Origin of the sequence: Sphingomicrobium sp. XHP0239 (assembly GCF_039555325.1) — a bacterium.
Lineage (GTDB): Bacteria > Pseudomonadota > Alphaproteobacteria > Sphingomonadales > Sphingomonadaceae > Sphingomicrobium > Sphingomicrobium maritimum.
The window spans coordinates 2,247,303-2,266,051 of record NZ_CP154608.1 but is presented as its reverse complement, the minus strand read 5'-3'; the positions used below and the strand labels follow the sequence as shown (position 1 = coordinate 2,266,051).

Below are 18,749 nucleotides of genomic sequence, written 5' to 3'. Positions count from 1 at the left end.
GAGCTAAATCTACCGCCATGATCCTTAGAAAGGAGGTGATCCAGCCGCAGGTTCCCCTACGGCTACCTTGTTACGACTTCACCCCAGTCGCTGATCCCACCGTGGCTGGCTGCCTCCTAAAAGGTTAGCGCACCATCTTCGGGTGAAACCAACTCCCATGGTGTGACGGGCGGTGTGTACAAGGCCTGGGAACGTATTCACCGTGGCATGCTGATCCACGATTACTAGCGATTCCGCCTTCATGCTCTCGAGTTGCAGAGAACAATCCGAACTGAGACGGTTTTTGGGGATTTGCTCACTCTCGCGAGTTTGCTGCCCATTGTCACCGCCATTGTAGCACGTGTGTAGCCCAGCGCGTAAGGGCCATGAGGACTTGACGTCATCCCCACCTTCCTCCGGCTTATCACCGGCAGTTCCTCTAGAGTACCCAACTGAATGCTGGTAACTAAAGGCGAGGGTTGCGCTCGTTGCGGGACTTAACCCAACATCTCACGACACGAGCTGACGACAGCCATGCAGCACCTGTCACTCTGCCCCGAAGGGAGGAAACTGTCTCCAGTAACCGTCAGAGGATGTCAAACGCTGGTAAGGTTCTGCGCGTTGCTTCGAATTAAACCACATGCTCCACCGCTTGTGCAGGCCCCCGTCAATTTCTTTGAGTTTTAACCTTGCGGCCGTACTCCCCAGGCGGAGAACTTAATGCGTTAGCTGCGCCACCGAAACCCTATGGGCCCCGACAGCTAGTTCTCATCGTTTACGGCATGGACTACCAGGGTATCTAATCCTGTTTGCTCCCCATGCTTTCGCACCTCAGCGTCAGTACTTGTCCAGTGAGTCGCCTTCGCCACTGGTGTTCTTCCGAATATCTACGAATTCCACCTCTACACTCGGAATTCCACTCACCTCTCCAAGACTCTAGCGATGTAGTTTCAAAGGCAGTTCCGGGGTTGAGCCCCGGGATTTCACCTCTGACTTACAAAGCCGCCTACGCGCGCTTTACGCCCAGTAATTCCGAACAACGCTAGCTCCCTCCGTATTACCGCGGCTGCTGGCACGGAGTTAGCCGGAGCTTATTCTCCAGGTACTGTCATTATCATCCCTGGTAAAAGAGCTTTACAACCCTAAGGCCTTCATCACTCACGCGGCATTGCTGGATCAGGCTTTCGCCCATTGTCCAATATTCCCCACTGCTGCCTCCCGTAGGAGTCTGGGCCGTGTCTCAGTCCCAGTGTGGCTGATCATCCTCTCAGACCAGCTATGGATCGTCGCCTTGGTAGGCCTTTACCCCACCAACAAGCTAATCCAACGCGGGCACATCCAAGGGCGATAAATCTTTGGACCGAAGTCATTATGCGGTATTAGCAGTCATTTCTAACTGTTGTTCCGCACCCTAGGGCAGTTTCCCACGCGTTACGCACCCGTCCGCCACTCACCCCGAAGGGTTCGTTCGACTTGCATGTGTTAGGCATGCCGCCAGCGTTCGTTCTGAGCCAGAATCAAACTCTCAAGTTGATGACCGATCGACAAGGCCGGGGGAATAACCCGACCAGTGCGACCGGCTGACTAGGAGCCGTTCCTGCACAAAAATCACAATCTGGTGTGTTTGCGTTTTTGGACATGCGTACCATGAATCCAACGAGGTCGAAGAACCCCGAAGGTGGCACCCAATTGGAACGGCTTGTTATTTACCGACAGACCCGAACCTAGTGTTCCGGATGCCGGGCCGCCGCCCGCATGTCCCTTCATTCTAACCGACAATGTCAAAGAGCAAAACGCATCTTCTGTCCCGGTGCTTGTGGTACCGGGCGTCGTGTTACCGACTGAAAAAGAAGCGCCGCGGTGGCGGTCCCGAGTGGGCGCCGCCGCTGCTGTGAGAAGGCATATATGTGGGCCTCCCAAATCCGTCAACGGCTTTTTGGAAAAAAGATGACACTTTGTTGGAAAGCGCCCCCATCGACGGCCTTTTATGTAGCAATTCAGCCATTTACGGGGTCTGAACGAATTTGGCGCCGCCGGAACTGTCGAGCGGGTTTCAGGGCCGGCGATCAGGCGCAGATCGGGGAATCGACCCCGCGTATCCGGATTCGCCGTCGAGAATCGCGGTAAAGAAGCTTCGTTCGACGGCATGAATCGGGTGAAGCCAGTGCTCGCCGACGGGCTCCTTTCCGCATCGCATCGACTACGCCGCCTCACGCATCCCTATATATAATGTCGGAACAGGAGGCGGATTCGCGCGGGAAGAGACGGCCCCGCGGCTTGCAATGCAGGCGGCTCCCCGCCATTTGCGCGGCATGCCTTCGCCCGAGCCCGAACTGACCGAACTCCGTTTCGCGCGCCTCCGGCGGACTCTCAAGCGTATGGCGCTTCTGAGCGTGATCGTGGGTTTGCTCGGCGTTGCCTTCGTCGTGATCGGCGATCCCGATCCCACCATCCACCTCGTCGTCGCGACGTTCGTGCTCGGCGCGGGCAGCATGCTGGTAGCCACCTTTCTCATGACGCTGATCTACTTCAGCGCCAGCGCCGGGTACGATGCCGACGCGCACGACAGTAATCCGATGCACGACGACCCTTCTCTCGATCCCAAGGATTCCGACCCCCGATGACGACCGACCGTACCGATCCCATTCTGCGCATCGTGCCGCGCCCCAGCGACATCAACGCCAACGGCCATATCTTCGGTGGGTGGGTGCTGAGCCAGATGGACATCGCGGGCGGCATCGTCGCCGCGCGCCGCGCCGGCGGCCAGGTCGCGACGGTGGCGATCGATTCGATGGAGTTCATCGCCCCCATCCTTCTTCACGACCTCATCAGCGTCTACGCCGAGATCGAACGGGTGGGGCGCAGCTCGATGGCGATCCGCATCGAAGTCGTCGCTACGCGCGAAGGCGGGAAGGTCGAGCAGAAGGTCACCGAAGCGATCTTCACGTTCGTCGCGATCGATGAAGACGCCAAACCGCGCGCCATCGAATCGGCCTGACCGACCCGATCGGTCCCCTTTCACGATTAAGCGTCGGCGTTGCCTTTTTGCTCGCTCGACCCGCGCGTCCCGCCAGAACAGCGACTTAGGCGCCAACCGTCATCCCACCGTCACGCAGCCGATACCTTCGCGTCATCGGACCGGCATGATCGCGTCAAACTGACCCCGTAGCGGCCGAAGTCGAGTTCGGCGCAAGCGGGGGCTGCCTTTCCGTTTTGTCGATCATCGTTCCTGTCCACCGCCGCAAGCGGAGAAAAATGATGACCAACCTGAAGACCATTCGCAACGTCCTGCTTCTCAGTGCCGCTGCCGGCGCCCTCGGTGCCTGCGGCGCCGACGACGTCGCCTCGCCCGGCGAAGGGGTGATCGTCGTTCCGACGCCGACACCGACCCCCACGCCGACCCCGACGCCCACGCCTACGCCGACCCCCACCCCGACCGGTGGCCCCGCGGCCAACTGCCCGATGGGTACCGCGAACGTCGGCACCATCGACGTCGGCGGCAATGCCGATGACGAGCGGCGCGTGTGCCAGCTTTCGGGTCGCATTACGCAGGACCTCTTCCTCCCCAACAACGACGGCACGATCTATTCGCTGTCGGGCAAGGTCGAGGTCGGCATCGACGACGGTGCCGCCGGTGGCGCAGGCGATACCGCCATCCTGACCATCGAAGACGGCGTGACCATCTTCGGCTCGGCGGGCGCGGACTTCCTCGCGGTCAACCGCGGTTCGCAGCTCATCGTCGACGGCGAGGCGGACAGCCCCGTCGTGATGACCAGCCGCCAGAACGTCCTCGGCACCGCCAACGAAAGCTCGATCGGCCAGTGGGGCGGGCTCGTCCTCCTCGGCCAGGCGCCCGGCGAAGGTTGCGCCGCTGCGCCTTGCGGCCTGCCCGTCGAAGGCACATCCGGTTCGCTCTACGGCGGCGGCGATGCCAACGATTCCTCGGGCCGGATCGAATATCTGCAGGTTCGCTACGCGGGCTTCGAAGTCGACGCCAACAACGAGCTGAACGGGATCACGCTCGGCGGCGTCGGCGCGGGCACGATCTTCGAACATGTCCAGGTCCACAACGGTTCGGACGACGGCATCGAATGGTTCGGCGGCACGGTGAACAACAAGTGGCTGGTCCTGACCGGCAACGACGACGACTCGCTCGACGCCGACGTCGGCTATCAGGGCGGCACGCAGTTCGCGATCGTGATCCAGCGCGCCGACGGCGGCGACAAGCTGGCCGAGATCGACAGCCCCGGCAACCAGGACAACGAACCCGGCACCAACTGGGAGATTGCGAACTTCACGTTCGTCACTCCGCAGAGCGACGAGTATCTCAACATTCGCGGCGCTGCCGACTTCGCGCTCTACAATGGCGTGATCGTTGCCGAAGGGCCGTGCATCGGGTTCGACGAAGAAGCCACCGTCACGGAATCTGGAACCAACCGCTCCGACGAACTGGGCGCACCGCGCATCAAGTCGGTCGTGCTCGACTGCGGTGCCAACCCGTTCGTAACCAACGCTCCGGTGACCGTGGCGCAGATCCAGGCGCTCTTCGATGCCGATGACAATAACGACACGTCGTTCACGAACTCGCTGACCGACACCTTCATCAACGGCGCCAACGAGAATGCCGTCGAGGCGGCCGATCCGACCGAGCTCGAGAACGGCGATTTCTTCGAGGCCGTCGATTACATCGGCGCGGTCCGCGACGCCAACGACGACTGGTGGCGGGGCTGGACCTGCGGTCTTGCGGGTCAGGAAAGCTGCCTGACCGTGCCCGGCGCCGGTTCCGACGACTAGGGCTCCAGCCCTCTTTCGTATCGGGGAGCGGCGCCACCGGTGGCCGCTCCCCCATCGTATCCAGAAAAGCCGATGGAAGATTTCCCGATGACCAAGCCTCAGACGCTCTGCGCCCTGCTCGCGACCACTGCGCTGCTCGTTCCCGCGACGGCCTTCGCGCAGGATGCGGGCACGCCCCCCTCCTCGCCCTCGGCCAGCCAGGTCGGCGACCCCGACGATGAAGCCGCGCAGCAGGACACGCTCGACGCCGTCCAGCCGGGAGCCGACGACACACCGCCGGAGAGCACGGTCGAAATCTCGAGCCCCGGTGCGGATCGCGGCGAGGAAATCATCATCCGCGGCACCTATATCCCCAGCCCAGTTCGCGCGACGCCCGAAGTCGTATCTGTGCTGTCCGCCGAGGACATCGCCCGCAGCGGCGACGGCGATATCGCCTCTGCACTCGAACGGGTGACGGGTCTTTCGGTCGTGGGAGGGCGCTTCGTCTACGTGCGCGGCCTGGGGGAGCGCTATAGCTCGGCGCTGCTCAACGGCGCTCCGTTGCCCAGCCCCGAGCCGCTGCGCCGCGTCGTTCCGCTCGATCTGTTTCCGACGTCGGTCATCGCCTCGACGGTCGTTCAGAAAAGCTATTCGGCCAATTATCCGGGCGAGTTCGGCGGCGGGGTCATCAACCTGACCACCCGTTCGGCGCCGGAAGAAGGTTTCCTTTCCGTGGGCGGCGGCATCGGTTTCGACACCGAGACCAGCCTCAACCTCGGCTATACCTACTACGGCAGCGCGACCGACTTTCTCGGCTACGACGACGGCAACCGCACGCTTTCCAATACCTTCCGGGCCGCGCTCGATAGCGGCAACCGCCTCGTCGAATCGGAGGCCTTCAGCTTCACCGATCTCCAGAACCTGACCGCCAGTCTCGACAATGCCTCGACCTCGCTGATCCAGACGACCTACGACGTTCCCGTGAACTGGTCGGCCGACATCGGAGCGGGCGAGACGTTCGAACTGGGGGCGCTCGATCTGGGCGTGATCGCGGTCGGCGGCATCTCGAACAGCTGGCGCACCCGGCAGGGCTTTCGCGAATTCGGCAACTCGCTCGGCGACCCGACCCTGCCCGATGCCGAGCTGCTCGCCGAGCAGAGCTTCCTCTACACCTCGACGCAGAACCGCGTCATCGTGAACGGCCTCGGCAGCCTGGTCTTCAATCTCGGCGACCAGCAGCTCCGCCTCACCGGCCTCTACATCCGCGATGCGTTGAAGGAAGCGCAGATCAGCCTCGGCGAGGATCTGGAATCGGTATCGCCCGTCGATCCCGCCATCCCGACGCTGCAGACCGGCGGGACCAGCTACTTCGAGCGCGAACTCTACAATGCGCAAGCCGTCGCCGAACTCGAATTTGGCGACCTCAGCCTCGATCTGCGCGGCTCCTACGCCAAGACGCGGCGCGACAGCCCGTACGAGCGCAGCTACAGCTACGTCTACGACGCCAGCGTCAACGACTACGTCAACGACCTGCGCTCGCCTGGCAACGAAGCGGACGTGAGCTTCTCCGAACTGGACGACGAGCTCTGGTTCGGCGCTGCGGACGTCGCCTATTACCTGCCCACCGCCATGCCGGTCACCCTGTCGGCAGGATTTGCCTATTCCGACAACAGCCGTTCGGCGATCCGGCGCGACTTCGAGTTCTTCCCCAACCGGGCACTCAGCCCGGTCGTGGCGCAGACCCGCATCGACTATCTGCTCTCGGACTACAACGTCTTCACCTACGACATCGCGATCCGCGAAACGACCGGTGGTCTTGGTTCGGCGGCCTATGATGCGGGACTGGAAACGATCGCCGGCTACGGAATGGTCGAGGTCGAACCCGCGAGCGACGTTCTGATCAATGCGGGCGTGCGCTACGAACAGGGCACCCAGACGGTCACGCCGCTGATCCTCTTCGGGCAACCCGCCGCGCAGGCCACCACGCTGGAGCGCGACTATTGGCTTCCCGCTGGGACGGTTACCTGGAATTTCGCCGACGACATGCAGCTGCGCCTAGGCGCTTCGAAGACGATCGCTCGCCCGCAGTTCCGCGAACTCGCGCCGCAGCCCTATGTCGATTTCGAATCGCAGCGGACCTTCTTCGGCAACCAGTTCCTCACCGACAGCGAGATCTTCAACCTCGACGCGCGCTACGAATATTATTTCGGCCGCGACCAGATCTTCAGCCTCGCAGGCTTCTACAAGGACATCTCCGATCCGATCGAAGCGATCGCCACGAATATCGGGTCGACCTCGCTCACCAGCTTCGCGAACGCGCCCCGGGCCCAACTCTACGGCGCCGAAGTCGAATTCCGGAAATATCTCCCCTTCGACGACCTGGGGACGACAGAGGGCTTCTTCGGCCCCCGCCGGATCGCGCTAATCACCAACTATACCTACACCAATTCCGAGATCGTCGTCGGTCCCGACGATACGACCATCAGCTTCACTAGCCAGCCCGACAGCGTCCTCGCCAGCACGGTGTTCGCCGACGGCGTGCCGCTGACCGGACAGTCGGAGCACCTCGTTAACGTCCAGCTGGGGCTGGAACACGAGGATCGGCTGTCGCAGCAGACGCTCCTCCTGACCTACGCGTCCGATCGCGTGACCAACCGCGGCCCCAACCGCACCCCGGACTTCATCGAACGGCCCGGCGTCCAGCTCGACGTGGTCATCCGCGAAGGCATCGAACTCGGCAGCAACGGGCCCGGCCTCGAACTGAAGGCCGAAGCACGAAACCTGCTCGGCACCGATTACGAGGAAACGCAGACGCTCAACGACAGCGTTCTCAATATCCTCACCTATGATCGCGGCCGCACCTTCAATCTGTCGGGCACCCTGACGTTCTAGGGTCGCGACTGCGCTCCGCCGAACTTCTGACCGAACGACGGGACCGCCTTCCAACCGGATCGCGGTCCCGTCTGCTTTCACAAAACTATCAAAAACATGTCTTGAAACTGTCATCGATGCCACGCATCCCTATGGCAGGGAAGGGTTTTCGTATCCATGTTCGGTTCGATTCTCCGCACGCGCCCCGGGCGCCGCGATCGACTGACCTTTGCGCAGGCGCACGTCGTCGCGCGCGCCCTGCTTCTCGCCGTTCTCGCCGCCTTCGCCGCGCGCCTCGTCTGGGTCTTTGCGACCCCCGTCGGACCCATCGGGGACTGGCAGGCGGCCAGCCCCCGCCTGCTTCCGGCGGCGGCGCAAAGCGAATTGCTCAACCGCTACGACCCGTTCCCCCAACAACAGGCCGCCACCACCAGCGTCGGCGGCGAAGCCGTCACCGACCTCGACCTGGAATTGTTCGGAACCCGCGAGAATCGCGGTACCGGCATGGGCAGCGCGATCATCGCCGGCGCCGACGGCGAACAGGCGAGCTATCAGGTCGGCGACGAAGTCGCGCCCGGCGTGACGCTCGCCGCAGTCGCCTTCGACTATGTGACACTCGATCGCGGTGGCGTCCGCGAGCGGCTGTATTTCGAAGGAGCCGAACCCGAAGCCGGCGCTGAAAATACGGCTTCCGCCGGCGAGGGCGGCAACACGACGGCCGCCTCCGCATCGGTCCCCGATCTGGATTTCCAGCCGCGCCAGTCGGGCGGTCGCATCACCGGCATCCGCCTTCCCGTCAGTGCCGAACCCGCTCTCATGGCGGTCTATGGCCTGCGCCAGGGCGACGTGATCGTCTCCGTCAATGGCGTCCCCGTCGACAGCCAGTCGGACATCGCCCAGTTCCAGGCCGCGCTCAAACCCGGCGCGCGCCTTTCGCTCCAAGTCGAACGCGGGGGATCGACCGTCCCCGTCGCGGTCACCCTCTAGATCCTTTCAGCAGGCAGCCAACGCCATGAAGAAATCCCTCCTCCTCCTGTCGGCCGCGATGCTGATGACCGCCCAGCCCGCCTATGCGCAATATGCGTTGAACTTCCGGGAGGCCGATATTCGAGCGGTCGTCGACGATGCCGCGCGCGTGACCGGACTGACCTTCGTGGTGGACAGCCGCGTCAACCAGACCGTCAGCGTCGTCTCGCAACGTTCGCTCAGCCGATCGGAATATTTCGAGCTGTTCTTGTCGACGCTGCGCTCCAATGGCCTCGTCGCCATTCCCATTTCGGGTGGCTATCGAATCCAGCCCGCGCAGGGTGCTGCGACCCAGCCGAGCCAGCTGGGCGTGCGCGGCGCGGCACGCAACGAGTTCGTCACCGAGATCTTCCGGCTGCGGACCATCGATGCGGCGGGGGCCCTGGAGACGCTCCGCCCGCTGATCAGTCAGGAAGGCGAGATCACGGCCAACCGCAATGCCAACACCGTCATCGTCGCCGACTTTGCCGACAATGTCGTGCGCATCCGCAACCTGATCGGTCGCATCGATGCCGATAATTCCTCGACCGACATCGTCTATCTTTCGAACGCGGGCGCACGCGAAGTGGCGGAGGCGCTGTCCGGTCTCAACGGCGAAGGTGTCATCGGCGCCCCGGTCGCGGTGTCGCCGATCGACAGCGCCAACGGCCTCGCGCTCCGCGGCCCCGCCCCCGCGGTCGCCGAATATGCCCGCCTTGCGCGCGAACTGGACAGCCAGGCCGCAGGCGGAAGCGACATCCGCGTCTACTTCCTCGAACATGCCGACGCCGAAGCGATGCTGCCCGTCATCCAGCAACTGCTCGGCCAGCCGGTCACGATCCAGACCGACGCGCCTGCCTTCATCACCACGCAGGACGAGGAAGGCACGGGCGCGGGCCCGACATCGCAGCCCGTTCCGCCCTTGAGCGGCATTGCGCCCGCCTCCACCGGCAACGCCTCGAACGGCATTGCCCGCTTCGGGCCCGCCGTCGTGACCCGCTACACCGGCACCAACGCCATCATCGTCGCCGCCAACGCCAGCGTGCAGCGCCAGATCGGCGAAGTCATCCGCCAGCTCGACACGCGCCGCGAACAGGTGCTGATCGAAGCGATCATCGTCGAGATCGGCGACACCGCCGCACGCCAGCTGTCCACGCAGTTCCTGCTCGCCGGCGAGAACACGCCGATCCTCGGCACCACCTATTCCAACGCACAGCCCAACATCCTGGCCATCGGCGGGGCGGTGGCGAACTACGAGCTGGGCCGCGAGACCGCGGTCACCGACGACGGCGTCGTCACCACCACGATCGACAGTCCGCTCGGCAACGGCGTGACCGAAGCCGCGGTCCAGTCCGCGCTGGCGACGCGGGGCGGAATCGCGGGCGGGGTCATCAATCTTGCGGGCAATGCGCTGTTCGGCGCGATCATCAACGCGGTCGAAGCCGATACCGAGAGCAACCTGCTCTCCACTCCCTCGACGATGACGCTCGATAACCAGGAAGCGAACCTGCTGGTCGGTCAGGAAGTCCCGATCACCACCGGCGAAGCGCTCTCGAGCAATTTCGACAATGCCTTCCGGACGGTCCAGCGCCAGAACGTCGGTATCCAGCTCGACGTCAAACCGCAGGTGAACAGCTCTGGCTCGATCAAGCTGTTCATCCGTCAGGAAGTCAGCTCGGTCGCCGGCCCCGTGGCCTCGGGCTCGTCCGATCTCATCATCAACAAGCGCGAATTCAAAAATGTCGTCACCGTCGACAATGGCGAGATCGTCGCCATCGGCGGCCTGCTCGACGACAGCGAGCGCAACACGATCGAGAAGATCCCGTTGCTGGGCGACATTCCGATCCTCGGCGAACTGTTCAAGTCGCGCTCGCGCTCGCGGTCCAAAACCAACCTCATGGTCTTCATCCGCCCGACGATCATCCGCGATCGCGACGACGCCGCGGCCATGACCGCGCGCCGCTACAACTTCATGCGGGCCTCGCAATGGGCCAACAATCCCAACGTCGAACCCTCGCTGGACAGCCTCGTGCGCGACTATCTCGGCACCGTCCCGCCGACCGCCGCACCGATCGGTCCCGGCGACATCTACGTCCGGCCGCCCGCGGTCGTCGACGCGGTCGCCGTTCCCCCCGCTGCCGAGCCGATGATTGGAGACGAGCGATGATGATCGTGCGCCGCGACAATCGCGCTCCCGTGGAGGACGAACAGCGCCTGATACCCGATGAAAACGACGGCCCGGCGCCGGGCGCCATGGCCCTCGACGAACCGCGCGCCGCCGTGCCGATGGCCGACGTCATCGACATTCCCTATGCCTTCGCGCGCGAACACGGGATCGTCATTCGCCCCGACAGCGGCGACGATCTGACCGTCGCGGTGCGCCAGGGAGCCGACCCGGTGATGATCGTCGAGGTCCGACGTTACCTTGCCCGCCCCTTCGCCATCGACTTCGTCGAGGAAGGCGAGTTCAACCGACTGCTGCACGGTCGGTATGCCGGCAGCGCGGCCGAAGGGATCGGCGACATCGGCGGCGGTGACGAACTGGACGCGCTCGCCAGCGGCATCCCCAGTGCGGAGGATCTGCTCGACACCAGCGACGACGCCCCCGCCATCCGCCTCATCAACGGCATCATCGCCGAAGCCGTTCGCCTGGGCGTCTCCGATATCCATATCGAACCTTACGAAAGCGGCCTCGTCGTCCGCCTTCGCCGTGACGGCGTCCTGAAAGAGCATCTGCGCATGCCCGCGCATGCCGCACCCGTCGTGGTCAGCCGCATCAAGGTCATGGCCCGTCTCGACATCGCGGAACGGCGCGTGCCGCAAGACGGGCGCATCGCCCTCAAACTCGGCGGCCGCCAGCTGGACGTCCGCGTGTCGACGCTTCCCGGTCGCGCGGGCGAACGGGTCGTCATGCGTATCCTCGACAAGGAGAATGCCGGCCTCTCGATCGACCTGCTCGGGATTCACGGCGCTGCCGACGAGGTCCTGCGCGAAGCCTTGTCCGAACCCAACGGGATCATTCTCGTGACCGGCCCCACCGGCTCGGGGAAGACGACCACTCTCTACGCCTGCCTCCAGCATCTCAACGACGGTCAGCGCAATCTGCTCACGGTCGAGGATCCGGTCGAATATTCGATCGACGGCATTGGCCAGACGCAGGTCGACGCGAAGGTCGGCATGAGCTTTGCCGCCGGCCTCCGCGCGATCCTCCGACAGGATCCCGACATCGTCATGGTCGGCGAAATCCGCGACAAGGAAACCGCCGACATTGCGGTGCAAGCCTCGCTCACCGGCCATCTCGTCCTCTCGACCGTTCACACCAACGATGCGGTCGGTGCGATCACTCGCCTGCGTGACATGCGCATTGAACCCTTCCTGATCGCCAGCACGTTGCGCGCCGTCATCGCCCAGCGGCTCGTTCGTCGCCTCTGCATGAACTGCCGCGAGGCGGTCCCGGCCGACCGCTCGATCGCCGCGCTGCTCGGCTTCGACGAAGGCGAAACGGTCTATCGTGCGCATGGCTGCGCCGAATGCTCGAACACCGGTTTCAAAGGTCGCATCGGCGTGTTCGAGGCGATCAAGGTCGATGGCACCATCCGCCGCCTGATTGCCGAGGGGGGCGACGAATCGGTCATCGCCCGCCACGCCTTCCTCAACAATCCCAACCTCGGCTCGGCCGCCCGAAAGCTCGTTCGTTCGGGCGAGACCACACCGGAGGAAGCGATCCGCATCGCGCGCAGTCAGGACGATGAAGGAGCGGGCGAGGCCGCCTGATGACCAGCGACTTCGCCTATGTCGCGGTCGACGCCAGGGGTCGCGAGAAACGTGGCACCGTTCGGGCGCCCGACAAGGACGCCGCCCGGACGCAGCTTCAGCGTAGAAATCTGCATCCCGTCAAACTCGGCTGCGCCACCCGCAAGGCGAGCGCCCCTGCGAAACCGGGCATCTCGCTCGACATGCGCATCGGCGGGGAGCCCAAGTTCTCCGCCAAGCAGCGGGTCCTCTTCACGCGCCAACTCGCGACCCTCATCAAGGTGTCGCCGATCGAGGAGGCGTTGCGGACCATCGCCCGCCAGACGGACAAGCAGGCGGTCAAGGATATCGTCACCCGCATCGCCGACCGGGTCGTCGAAGGCCGCCGCCTCGCCGACGCACTCTCGGGCGAACCCCGAAGCTTCGACGGCCTCTATCGCGCCATGATCGCCGCGGGCGAGAGCTCGGGTACGCTGTCCGACCAGTTGGACCGCCTCGCCGCCCTGCAGGAGCGGCAGGCCGAAATGCGCTCCAAGCTCATCAGTGCGCTTGCCTATCCCGCCGTTCTGACCGTCGTCGCCATCGGTGTCGTCGCCGCGCTGATGATCGCGGTCGTGCCCAAGGTCGTCGAACAGTTCGACGATGTCGGGCAGCAACTCCCGCTTCTCACCCGGATCGTGATCGCCATCAGCGATTTTCTCGCCAGTTTCTGGATCGCCATCCTCTTGTTTCTCGGCGCCGCCATCCTCCTGACCATCGCTGCGCTCCGCAACGAGGCGTTCCGGCTCAGGTTCGATGCCGCAATTCTGCGCCTGCCCTTCTTCGGGCGGCTTCTGCGCGATCTCAACGCCGCTCGAATGGCGCGAACGCTGGCCACCATGGTCGCCGCGCGCCTACCCCTGGTCGAGGGACTGCGCCTCACCGCGCGGACCATCGCCAATCGCAAGCTCGCCGTCGCCACCCACCAGATGGAAGTCGATGTCCGCGGCGGGGGCAGCCTGTCGGGGGCGCTGCGCAAGACCAATATGTTCCCCCCTTTGCTCGTCCACCTGACCGCCTCGGGCGAGAGCGCGGGCCAGCTGGGGCCCATGCTCGGGCAGGCTGCGGACTATCTCGAACGCGAATTCGACACCTTCACGACCAGCGCGCTGGCCTTGCTCGAACCGCTCATCATCATCATCATGGGCGCGATCGTCGCCGCCATCGTCCTGGCGATCCTGATGCCCATTCTCCAACTGCAAACGCTGATCGGAACCTGATGCCCATGCCCGCCAAGAAGACCTCAAAGAAGCGCAAGAACGGCTTCACTCTCATCGAGCTGATGGTCGTCATCGTCATCATCGGGCTGCTCGGCACGGTCGTGATGCTCAACGTCCTGCCCGCGCAGGACCAAGCACAGCGCACCGCCGCGCAAGCCAATATCGCACAGCTGGAAAATGCGATGGAGCAGTATCGCATCGACAACTTCAGCTATCCCCCGACGATCGAGGCCCTGCGCACGCCCCCCGCCGGCCTCGCCCAGCCCGATCGCTACCGCCCCGGCGGCTATGTCCGCGAAATCCCCGAGGATCCGTGGGGCCGCCCGTTCCAAGTCCAGACCCCCGGTCGCGACGGACGCCCCTTCGACATCTACAGCCTCGGCGCCGACGGCCAGCCGGGCGGCGAAGACGAAAATGCGGACATCTACGCCGGCATCGAATAGGGCGCGATCCCGATCGAACGGCTTCACGCTTATCGAACTGATGGTCGTGTTGGTGGTGATGAGCCTTGCCGCGACGGCAGTCGTCCTCACCTTCCGCCCCTCGGACCACGCCCGTACCGAAGCGGTCATGCTCGCGGGTCGCATCGCCGCTCTGCGCGACGAAGCCGTCATGCGTTCGCGCCCGACCGGCATCTGGGTCACCCCATCCGGTTTCACCTTCGAGCAATATGCCGACCGCCAGTGGCAGCCGCTGTCCGGGCAGCGCTTCGACGGACGCACCGCCTTTCGATCGGGCGTGACGGCGCAGGGCGCGCGCACCGGGGTTCGCTTCGACAATCTGGGGCTCCCGTCGGCTCCGTCGGTCATCGTTCTGGAGGACGGGGACGGACGAACCGCCACGGTCGCCGTCGCCGCCAACGGCGCGGTCGAGGCCAACTGATGCGCCACGAACGCGGCTTCACGCTCATCGAGATGCTGATCGCGCTCAGCGTGTTCTCGATCGCCGCGCTCGCCCTTCTGCGCATCGACGCCTACGCCGTCGGCACCGCGTCCAATCTTCGCGAAAACAACATGGCGCGACTTGTCGCGAGCAACGAGGCCGCGCTGATCGCTTCCATGCCCGGCGCCCCCACGCGCGGCACCGAGACGAAGAACGTCGTGAACGGCGGCCAGACCTTCGCGGTCATCACGAATACCAGCCCCACCGACGACGAGCGGTTCCTGACCGTCGTCATCACCGTGCGCCCGCTCCCCGCCGGCCCGTCCCAACGGCTCGTGACCGTCAAGCGGATCGAACCGTGATCGACAAGCGCAACGGTTTCACCCTGATCGAAATGCTCGTCGGGCTGACGATCTTCGCGTTGCTCGCCAGCGCGGGTGTCGGCCTCCTGTCGGCCAGCGCCGATACCCAGCAGGCCGTCGATGCCTCGCTCGGCGAACAGGCCGATCTGACGCGGATTTCCGTCCTGCTCGAAGCCGACCTCGCGCAGGTCGCCGACCGTCCGACGCGCGACACGGGCGGCGCCGAACGACCCGCCTTCGTCGGCAGCGCGGACGGCATGACCTTCGTCCGCGGCGGCGTGGTCGCGCTCGATACCGCGCCGCAGACCGACCTTCGTCGCGTGCGATGGACCCTGGACCGGGGCGCGCTGACCCGCATCACGTTCGAGGAAGTCGATGGCAACGACGACCGCCTTCCGGATGCGCGTCTCGTCGATGACGTCAGCACGTTCGCCTTGGAATACCGGGGCATCGGAGGCGGATGGAGCGGCGCCTGGCCCGACGGCAGTGGCGAGGCGCTGCCCCGCGCCGTTCGGATGACGCTGGCGGGAAACCGGCTCCCCGAAACGCAATTCGTGGTCGCTCTTCCGCGCGTCGCCTTCGAGGAGCGGAGCGTGACGCCATGATCCCGTCGAAGGAACGCGGCACCGCCTTGCTGTCGGTCTTGTTGATCGTCGCGGTCATGGCCGCCATCGCCGCCACCGCGCTCGATCGCCTCGGCCTGTCGACGCGGCTGGCGGGAAATGCCGTCGTCGCGACACAGGGTCGCCACTGGCTGACGATGGCCGAGGAACTGGCGCAGGCGCGCATCACCGATGCCGCCGAACTCTCGGGCGCCGATCAGGCTGCGCTGTTGGGCGTCGAACGGTCGATCACCCTGCCCGACGGGCAGATCGTCACCGCGCGGCTCGAAGATGCGACCAATTGCTTCAACGTCAACAGCATGGTGCGCCGTCGCCAGACCGGCGTGCTGCAAAGCCAGGCACGCCGCGTCTTCCAGCTACGCGACCTCTTCATCATCCTCGGTCTTCCCGAAGGCCGCTCGCAACAGCTCGCCGATGCGATGGGCGATGCCATCGACGACGATCGCAACCCCCGACCGCTCGGCAGCGAGCGGCTGGCCGATGGCGCACCCGTTCCCGATCGCCTTCTGACGAGCGCCGACGAACTGGCCGGGATCGAAGGCATGGATGCCGAATACTGGTCGCGAATCCGGCCCTATCTGTGCGCACTTCCTTCGACGGACCCCACCCCCATCAACGTCGAAACCCTGTCGCCGGATCGCGCCGCGCTGCTCGCGATGCTGGCGCCGGAACAGATCAGCCTCGCCGATGCCACCGCCCAGCTGGAGGCGCGCCCCGCATCGGGGTTCGGCTCGGTTGTGGACTTCTGGGAAACGGGTCCGCTACGTGGGCGGGACATCCAGGGCAGCCGCGACAATCAGGTCGTGGTGGAGACGCGCTTCTTCCGGCTCGTCACCCGCGTGGGCGAAGGGGATACGGAATTGCGGCAGGAGGCGCTGTTTTCGGTCGAGGACGGGCGCGCCATCCTGCACGCGCGCCGATGGGGCAGCACGTCGTGACCAAGGCCGTCCTGATCCTCCTGCCCGATGCGCCCGACGCCTCATTATCCGACGCACCTTGGTGGGAAGTCGCCGAGGGAAGGGTGATTGGCCACGGCATGGGTTCGGGATGGCTTGCCCGGAGCGCGCAGAGCGGGCGCGAACCGGTCGTCCTTATCGGCCTCGTCGGGCCCGAACGCGTCCGTCTCGAACGGACCGACCCCGACCGGTTCGCCAGCCCGCAGGTACGCGGAGTCGCACGGCTGGAGGGCGAAGACACCGCTCTTGGCGCCGACCCCCATGTCGTCGCGGCGGCCGACGCCGCGAACGGCTGGATCGCCACGACCGACGGCGCGACGATGCGCCGGTGGCTCGACTGGGCGCAGGCGCAAGAGGCGGAGCTCGACCAGATCGTGCCGCTCGCCGCGCTTCTTCCCGTGAATGGCAAGTGGATCGAGGCGAAAGTCGGCGAACGGGTCATCGTCGCGCGGGACGGCCTCGCCCTCCCCGACGAGCCTGCGCTGGTCGATGCGCTGGTCGGAGACGAATTCGTCGACACGCTCGATCCCGAAGATCTCGACGCGCGCCTCGCTTCTGCCGTCCCGAACCCGCCGATCGACCTTCGCACCGGACGGTTCGCGCGGGCACGGCGCTGGGCGCCCGATCCGCGCCGCCTGGAGGAATTCGCGCTGCTGATCGGGCTGATCCTGTTGCTCGCGCTCGTCATTCCGATCGCCAAGGCGATCCGCTGGGACAGCGCGACCGAGAGCCTCGACCGGGAAACCGCAGCGATTGCGACGGCTGCACTGGGCCGACCCGTCGAGGCAGAGAGTGCGGAAACCGAACTTCTGGCCGCCCAGGGAGGCACGGGTCTCGGTGGTCGGGGGACCCAGGCGCTCACCAGCCTTTTCGCCGAGATGGAACGAGAGGCGAGCATCGAGGCCAGCATGCTGTCCTTCGACGCCACCGGCTCGCTGACCGCGCGCCTTACGGCGCCCGACGTCGATACGCTCAACCGCCTGCTTCTGGGGCTTCAGCAGCGCGGCTGGTCGGTCGCGGCCAATCCCCTGTCGGACGGACAGGGGCGCGCCATGATCGACCTTACCGTCCGTGGAGGAACGGCATGAACGCGATCCGGGACTGGTGGCGGGGACGCAGTCGCCGCGAACAGATCCTGTTCGGCATCCTCGCGCTCGTCGCGGTGCCGGTCATTGCCTGGTTCCTGATCATCGCGCCCGCGGTCAGCTGGCATGACGAGGCGCGCGAAACCTATGTGGCGTCGAGCGATCGCTACGGCCGGGTCAAGGCGCTCGCGGAAGCGATGGGCGGCGATCCCTCGACGACGGCGACCGCACCCATGCGCATCGATGCATCGCTGGACCAGTTCGTCGCGACCTCGGCCGACCAGGCGGGCTTCGCGCTTACCAGCAACAGCGCTTCCGGCCCCGATCGTACGAACGTCTCGATCGCGCAGGCGCGCTCGGCCGCCGCGCTCGCCTGGCTCGAGCAGTTGCGCGCCGCGGGCGTCGTGGTCGAGGCGATGTCGATGACCGACAATGGCGAAGGCGGAGTGGCGCTGGACCTCACCCTTGCAAAGGCCGCATCATGACCATTCGGGGACGCCGCCGCTGGATCGTCTGGACGCTGGTCGCCTTCCTGCTGGCGCTGCTCGCCTTTTTCCCGCTGCGCGTGGCGATGGACATGGCACTCGGCCGCGATGGCCTTTTGTCGGCGCGACAGGTGGGCGGCACCGTTTGGTCGGGGCGGATCGGCAACGCGATGCTGGGCCGCGAGCGGCTCGGCACCTTCGACGTCAATCTCGCCCCGCTGCCCCTTTTGATCGGGCGTACCGAAGTGGCGGTAGAGCGGCTCGAGGATCCCGACGGCCCGCTGACCGGCCGTTTCTTCCTGTCGGGGCCGAGCGAGGGCGTCGCGTCGCTCAACGGTCGCGTCAATGTCTCGGGCCTTGTCGCGCCCTTGCCGATCGACGCGCTGCTCTTCGACGGGGTCGACGCGCTGTTCGACGGAACCGCCTGCAAGTCCGCCACCGGAACCGTAACGGCCATACCCGCCGCCGCCGTCCGCTATTTCGCGGGCGAGATTTCGGGCCCGGTCGCCTGCGCCGACGACGGGCGGGTCGTCGCTACCTTGCAGGGACCCCGTGGAGGGGCCAGCGTCGCGCTCTACATCGACGCGCTGGGCGAGACCGAAGCGATGTTGAGCGTTGAGGGCGCTTCGCCCTTGATCGGCGAGGCGCTGCGTGCGTCGGGCTTTACACTAGACGGCGGCAGCTGGACCCTGTCGAGCCGCGGCCGACTGCAATAG

General features: G+C 65.2%; 16 protein-coding genes and 1 rRNA gene. 16 read left to right on the top strand and 1 reads right to left on the bottom strand.

Translation table 11 applies throughout. The features are described 5' to 3' along the window. Positions 1 to 28: 28 nt before the first annotated feature. A 16S ribosomal RNA gene (locus WJT74_RS11480) occupies positions 29 to 1,512 on the bottom strand. A gap of 779 nt (positions 1,513 to 2,291) precedes the next feature. Between WJT74_RS11480 and WJT74_RS11475 the strand changes: the two genes are divergently transcribed. The 16 genes from WJT74_RS11475 to gspN all read left to right on the top strand — a co-directional run bounded on the left by WJT74_RS11475 (position 2,292) and on the right by gspN (position 18,749). Then, entirely contained in the window at positions 2,292 to 2,603 is a 312-nt protein-coding gene (locus WJT74_RS11475) for a hypothetical protein (RefSeq protein ID WP_343345015.1), read from the top strand. Next, positions 2,600 to 2,977: an acyl-CoA thioesterase gene (locus WJT74_RS11470; protein WP_343345012.1), complete on the top strand. Its 378-nt coding sequence runs from the start codon at positions 2,600 to 2,602 to the stop codon at positions 2,975 to 2,977. The genes WJT74_RS11475 and WJT74_RS11470 overlap by 4 nt, the downstream gene beginning before the upstream one ends. Before the next feature lie 257 nt (positions 2,978 to 3,234). Further along, positions 3,235 to 4,773: a hypothetical protein gene (locus tag WJT74_RS11465; RefSeq protein WP_343345009.1), complete on the top strand. Its 1,539-nt coding sequence runs from the start codon at positions 3,235 to 3,237 to the stop codon at positions 4,771 to 4,773. Positions 4,774 to 4,860: 87 nt separating this feature from the next. Beyond that, positions 4,861 to 7,644, top strand: coding sequence for a TonB-dependent receptor domain-containing protein (locus WJT74_RS11460; RefSeq protein ID WP_343345005.1), 2,784 nt, complete (start codon positions 4,861 to 4,863; stop codon positions 7,642 to 7,644). 156 nt (positions 7,645 to 7,800) lie between these two features. Continuing rightward, positions 7,801 to 8,610, top strand: a complete 810-nt coding sequence (locus tag WJT74_RS11455) for a type II secretion system protein N (protein ID WP_343345003.1) — start codon at positions 7,801 to 7,803, stop codon at positions 8,608 to 8,610. A gap of 25 nt (positions 8,611 to 8,635) precedes the next feature. Further along, positions 8,636 to 10,795 (top strand): type II secretion system secretin GspD, encoded by a 2,160-nt coding sequence (gene gspD, locus WJT74_RS11450; RefSeq protein ID WP_343345000.1) that lies wholly within the window; start codon positions 8,636 to 8,638, stop codon positions 10,793 to 10,795. 86 nt (positions 10,796 to 10,881) lie between these two features. Next, positions 10,882 to 12,402 carry a GspE/PulE family protein gene (locus tag WJT74_RS11445; protein ID WP_343348188.1) on the top strand — a complete coding sequence of 507 codons (1,521 nt, stop codon included), beginning with the start codon at positions 10,882 to 10,884 and terminating at the stop codon, positions 12,400 to 12,402. Next, positions 12,402 to 13,640 carry a type II secretion system inner membrane protein GspF gene (gspF, locus tag WJT74_RS11440; RefSeq protein ID WP_343344997.1) on the top strand — a complete coding sequence of 413 codons (1,239 nt, stop codon included), beginning with the start codon at positions 12,402 to 12,404 and terminating at the stop codon, positions 13,638 to 13,640. The genes WJT74_RS11445 and gspF overlap by 1 nt, the downstream gene beginning before the upstream one ends. After that, positions 13,640 to 14,083: a type II secretion system major pseudopilin GspG gene (gene gspG / locus WJT74_RS11435; RefSeq protein ID WP_343344995.1), complete on the top strand. Its 444-nt coding sequence runs from the start codon at positions 13,640 to 13,642 to the stop codon at positions 14,081 to 14,083. The genes gspF and gspG overlap by 1 nt, the downstream gene beginning before the upstream one ends. Then, a complete protein-coding gene (locus tag WJT74_RS11430) occupies positions 14,055 to 14,522 on the top strand; it encodes a GspH/FimT family pseudopilin (protein ID WP_343344993.1) in 468 nt (155 codons plus the stop codon). The genes gspG and WJT74_RS11430 overlap by 29 nt, the downstream gene beginning before the upstream one ends. Beyond that, on the top strand, positions 14,522 to 14,884 hold the full coding sequence (gene gspI / locus WJT74_RS11425) for a type II secretion system minor pseudopilin GspI (protein ID WP_343344990.1): 363 nt from the start codon (positions 14,522 to 14,524) through the stop codon (positions 14,882 to 14,884). The genes WJT74_RS11430 and gspI overlap by 1 nt, the downstream gene beginning before the upstream one ends. Then, positions 14,881 to 15,489: a type II secretion system minor pseudopilin GspJ gene (gspJ, locus tag WJT74_RS11420; protein ID WP_343344988.1), complete on the top strand. Its 609-nt coding sequence runs from the start codon at positions 14,881 to 14,883 to the stop codon at positions 15,487 to 15,489. The genes gspI and gspJ overlap by 4 nt, the downstream gene beginning before the upstream one ends. Further along, on the top strand, positions 15,486 to 16,445 hold the full coding sequence (gspK, locus tag WJT74_RS11415) for a type II secretion system minor pseudopilin GspK (RefSeq protein WP_343344986.1): 960 nt from the start codon (positions 15,486 to 15,488) through the stop codon (positions 16,443 to 16,445). The genes gspJ and gspK overlap by 4 nt, the downstream gene beginning before the upstream one ends. Beyond that, positions 16,442 to 17,551, top strand: coding sequence for a type II secretion system protein GspL (gene gspL, locus WJT74_RS11410; protein ID WP_343344984.1), 1,110 nt, complete (start codon positions 16,442 to 16,444; stop codon positions 17,549 to 17,551). Before gspK ends, gspL begins: the two co-directional genes overlap by 4 nt. After that, the gene (gspM, locus tag WJT74_RS11405) at positions 17,548 to 18,033 is read left to right on the top strand and encodes a type II secretion system protein GspM (RefSeq protein WP_343344982.1); all 486 of its coding nucleotides are present in this window, start codon (positions 17,548 to 17,550) and stop codon (positions 18,031 to 18,033) included. Before gspL ends, gspM begins: the two co-directional genes overlap by 4 nt. Continuing rightward, positions 18,030 to 18,749: a type II secretion system protein N gene (gene gspN, locus WJT74_RS11400; protein WP_343344980.1), complete on the top strand. Its 720-nt coding sequence runs from the start codon at positions 18,030 to 18,032 to the stop codon at positions 18,747 to 18,749. Before gspM ends, gspN begins: the two co-directional genes overlap by 4 nt.

Coding starts and splice junctions, on each gene's coding strand:
- gspF (WP_343344997.1), top strand. CDS start 12,402: ATGACCAGCGACTTCGCCTATGTCGCGGTCGACGCCAGGGGTCGCGAG.
- WJT74_RS11445 (WP_343348188.1), top strand. CDS start 10,882: ATGGCCCTCGACGAACCGCGCGCCGCCGTGCCGATGGCCGACGTCATC.
- gspI (WP_343344990.1), top strand. CDS start 14,522: ATGCGCCACGAACGCGGCTTCACGCTCATCGAGATGCTGATCGCGCTC.
- gspM (WP_343344982.1), top strand. CDS start 17,548: ATGAACGCGATCCGGGACTGGTGGCGGGGACGCAGTCGCCGCGAACAG.
- WJT74_RS11475 (WP_343345015.1), top strand. CDS start 2,292: ATGCCTTCGCCCGAGCCCGAACTGACCGAACTCCGTTTCGCGCGCCTC.
- WJT74_RS11470 (WP_343345012.1), top strand. CDS start 2,600: ATGACGACCGACCGTACCGATCCCATTCTGCGCATCGTGCCGCGCCCC.
- gspD (WP_343345000.1), top strand. CDS start 8,636: ATGAAGAAATCCCTCCTCCTCCTGTCGGCCGCGATGCTGATGACCGCC.
- gspN (WP_343344980.1), top strand. CDS start 18,030: ATGACCATTCGGGGACGCCGCCGCTGGATCGTCTGGACGCTGGTCGCC.
- gspK (WP_343344986.1), top strand. CDS start 15,486: ATGATCCCGTCGAAGGAACGCGGCACCGCCTTGCTGTCGGTCTTGTTG.
- WJT74_RS11430 (WP_343344993.1), top strand. CDS start 14,055: ATGCGGACATCTACGCCGGCATCGAATAGGGCGCGATCCCGATCGAAC.
- WJT74_RS11465 (WP_343345009.1), top strand. CDS start 3,235: ATGATGACCAACCTGAAGACCATTCGCAACGTCCTGCTTCTCAGTGCC.
- WJT74_RS11460 (WP_343345005.1), top strand. CDS start 4,861: ATGACCAAGCCTCAGACGCTCTGCGCCCTGCTCGCGACCACTGCGCTG.
- WJT74_RS11455 (WP_343345003.1), top strand. CDS start 7,801: ATGTTCGGTTCGATTCTCCGCACGCGCCCCGGGCGCCGCGATCGACTG.
- gspG (WP_343344995.1), top strand. CDS start 13,640: ATGCCCATGCCCGCCAAGAAGACCTCAAAGAAGCGCAAGAACGGCTTC.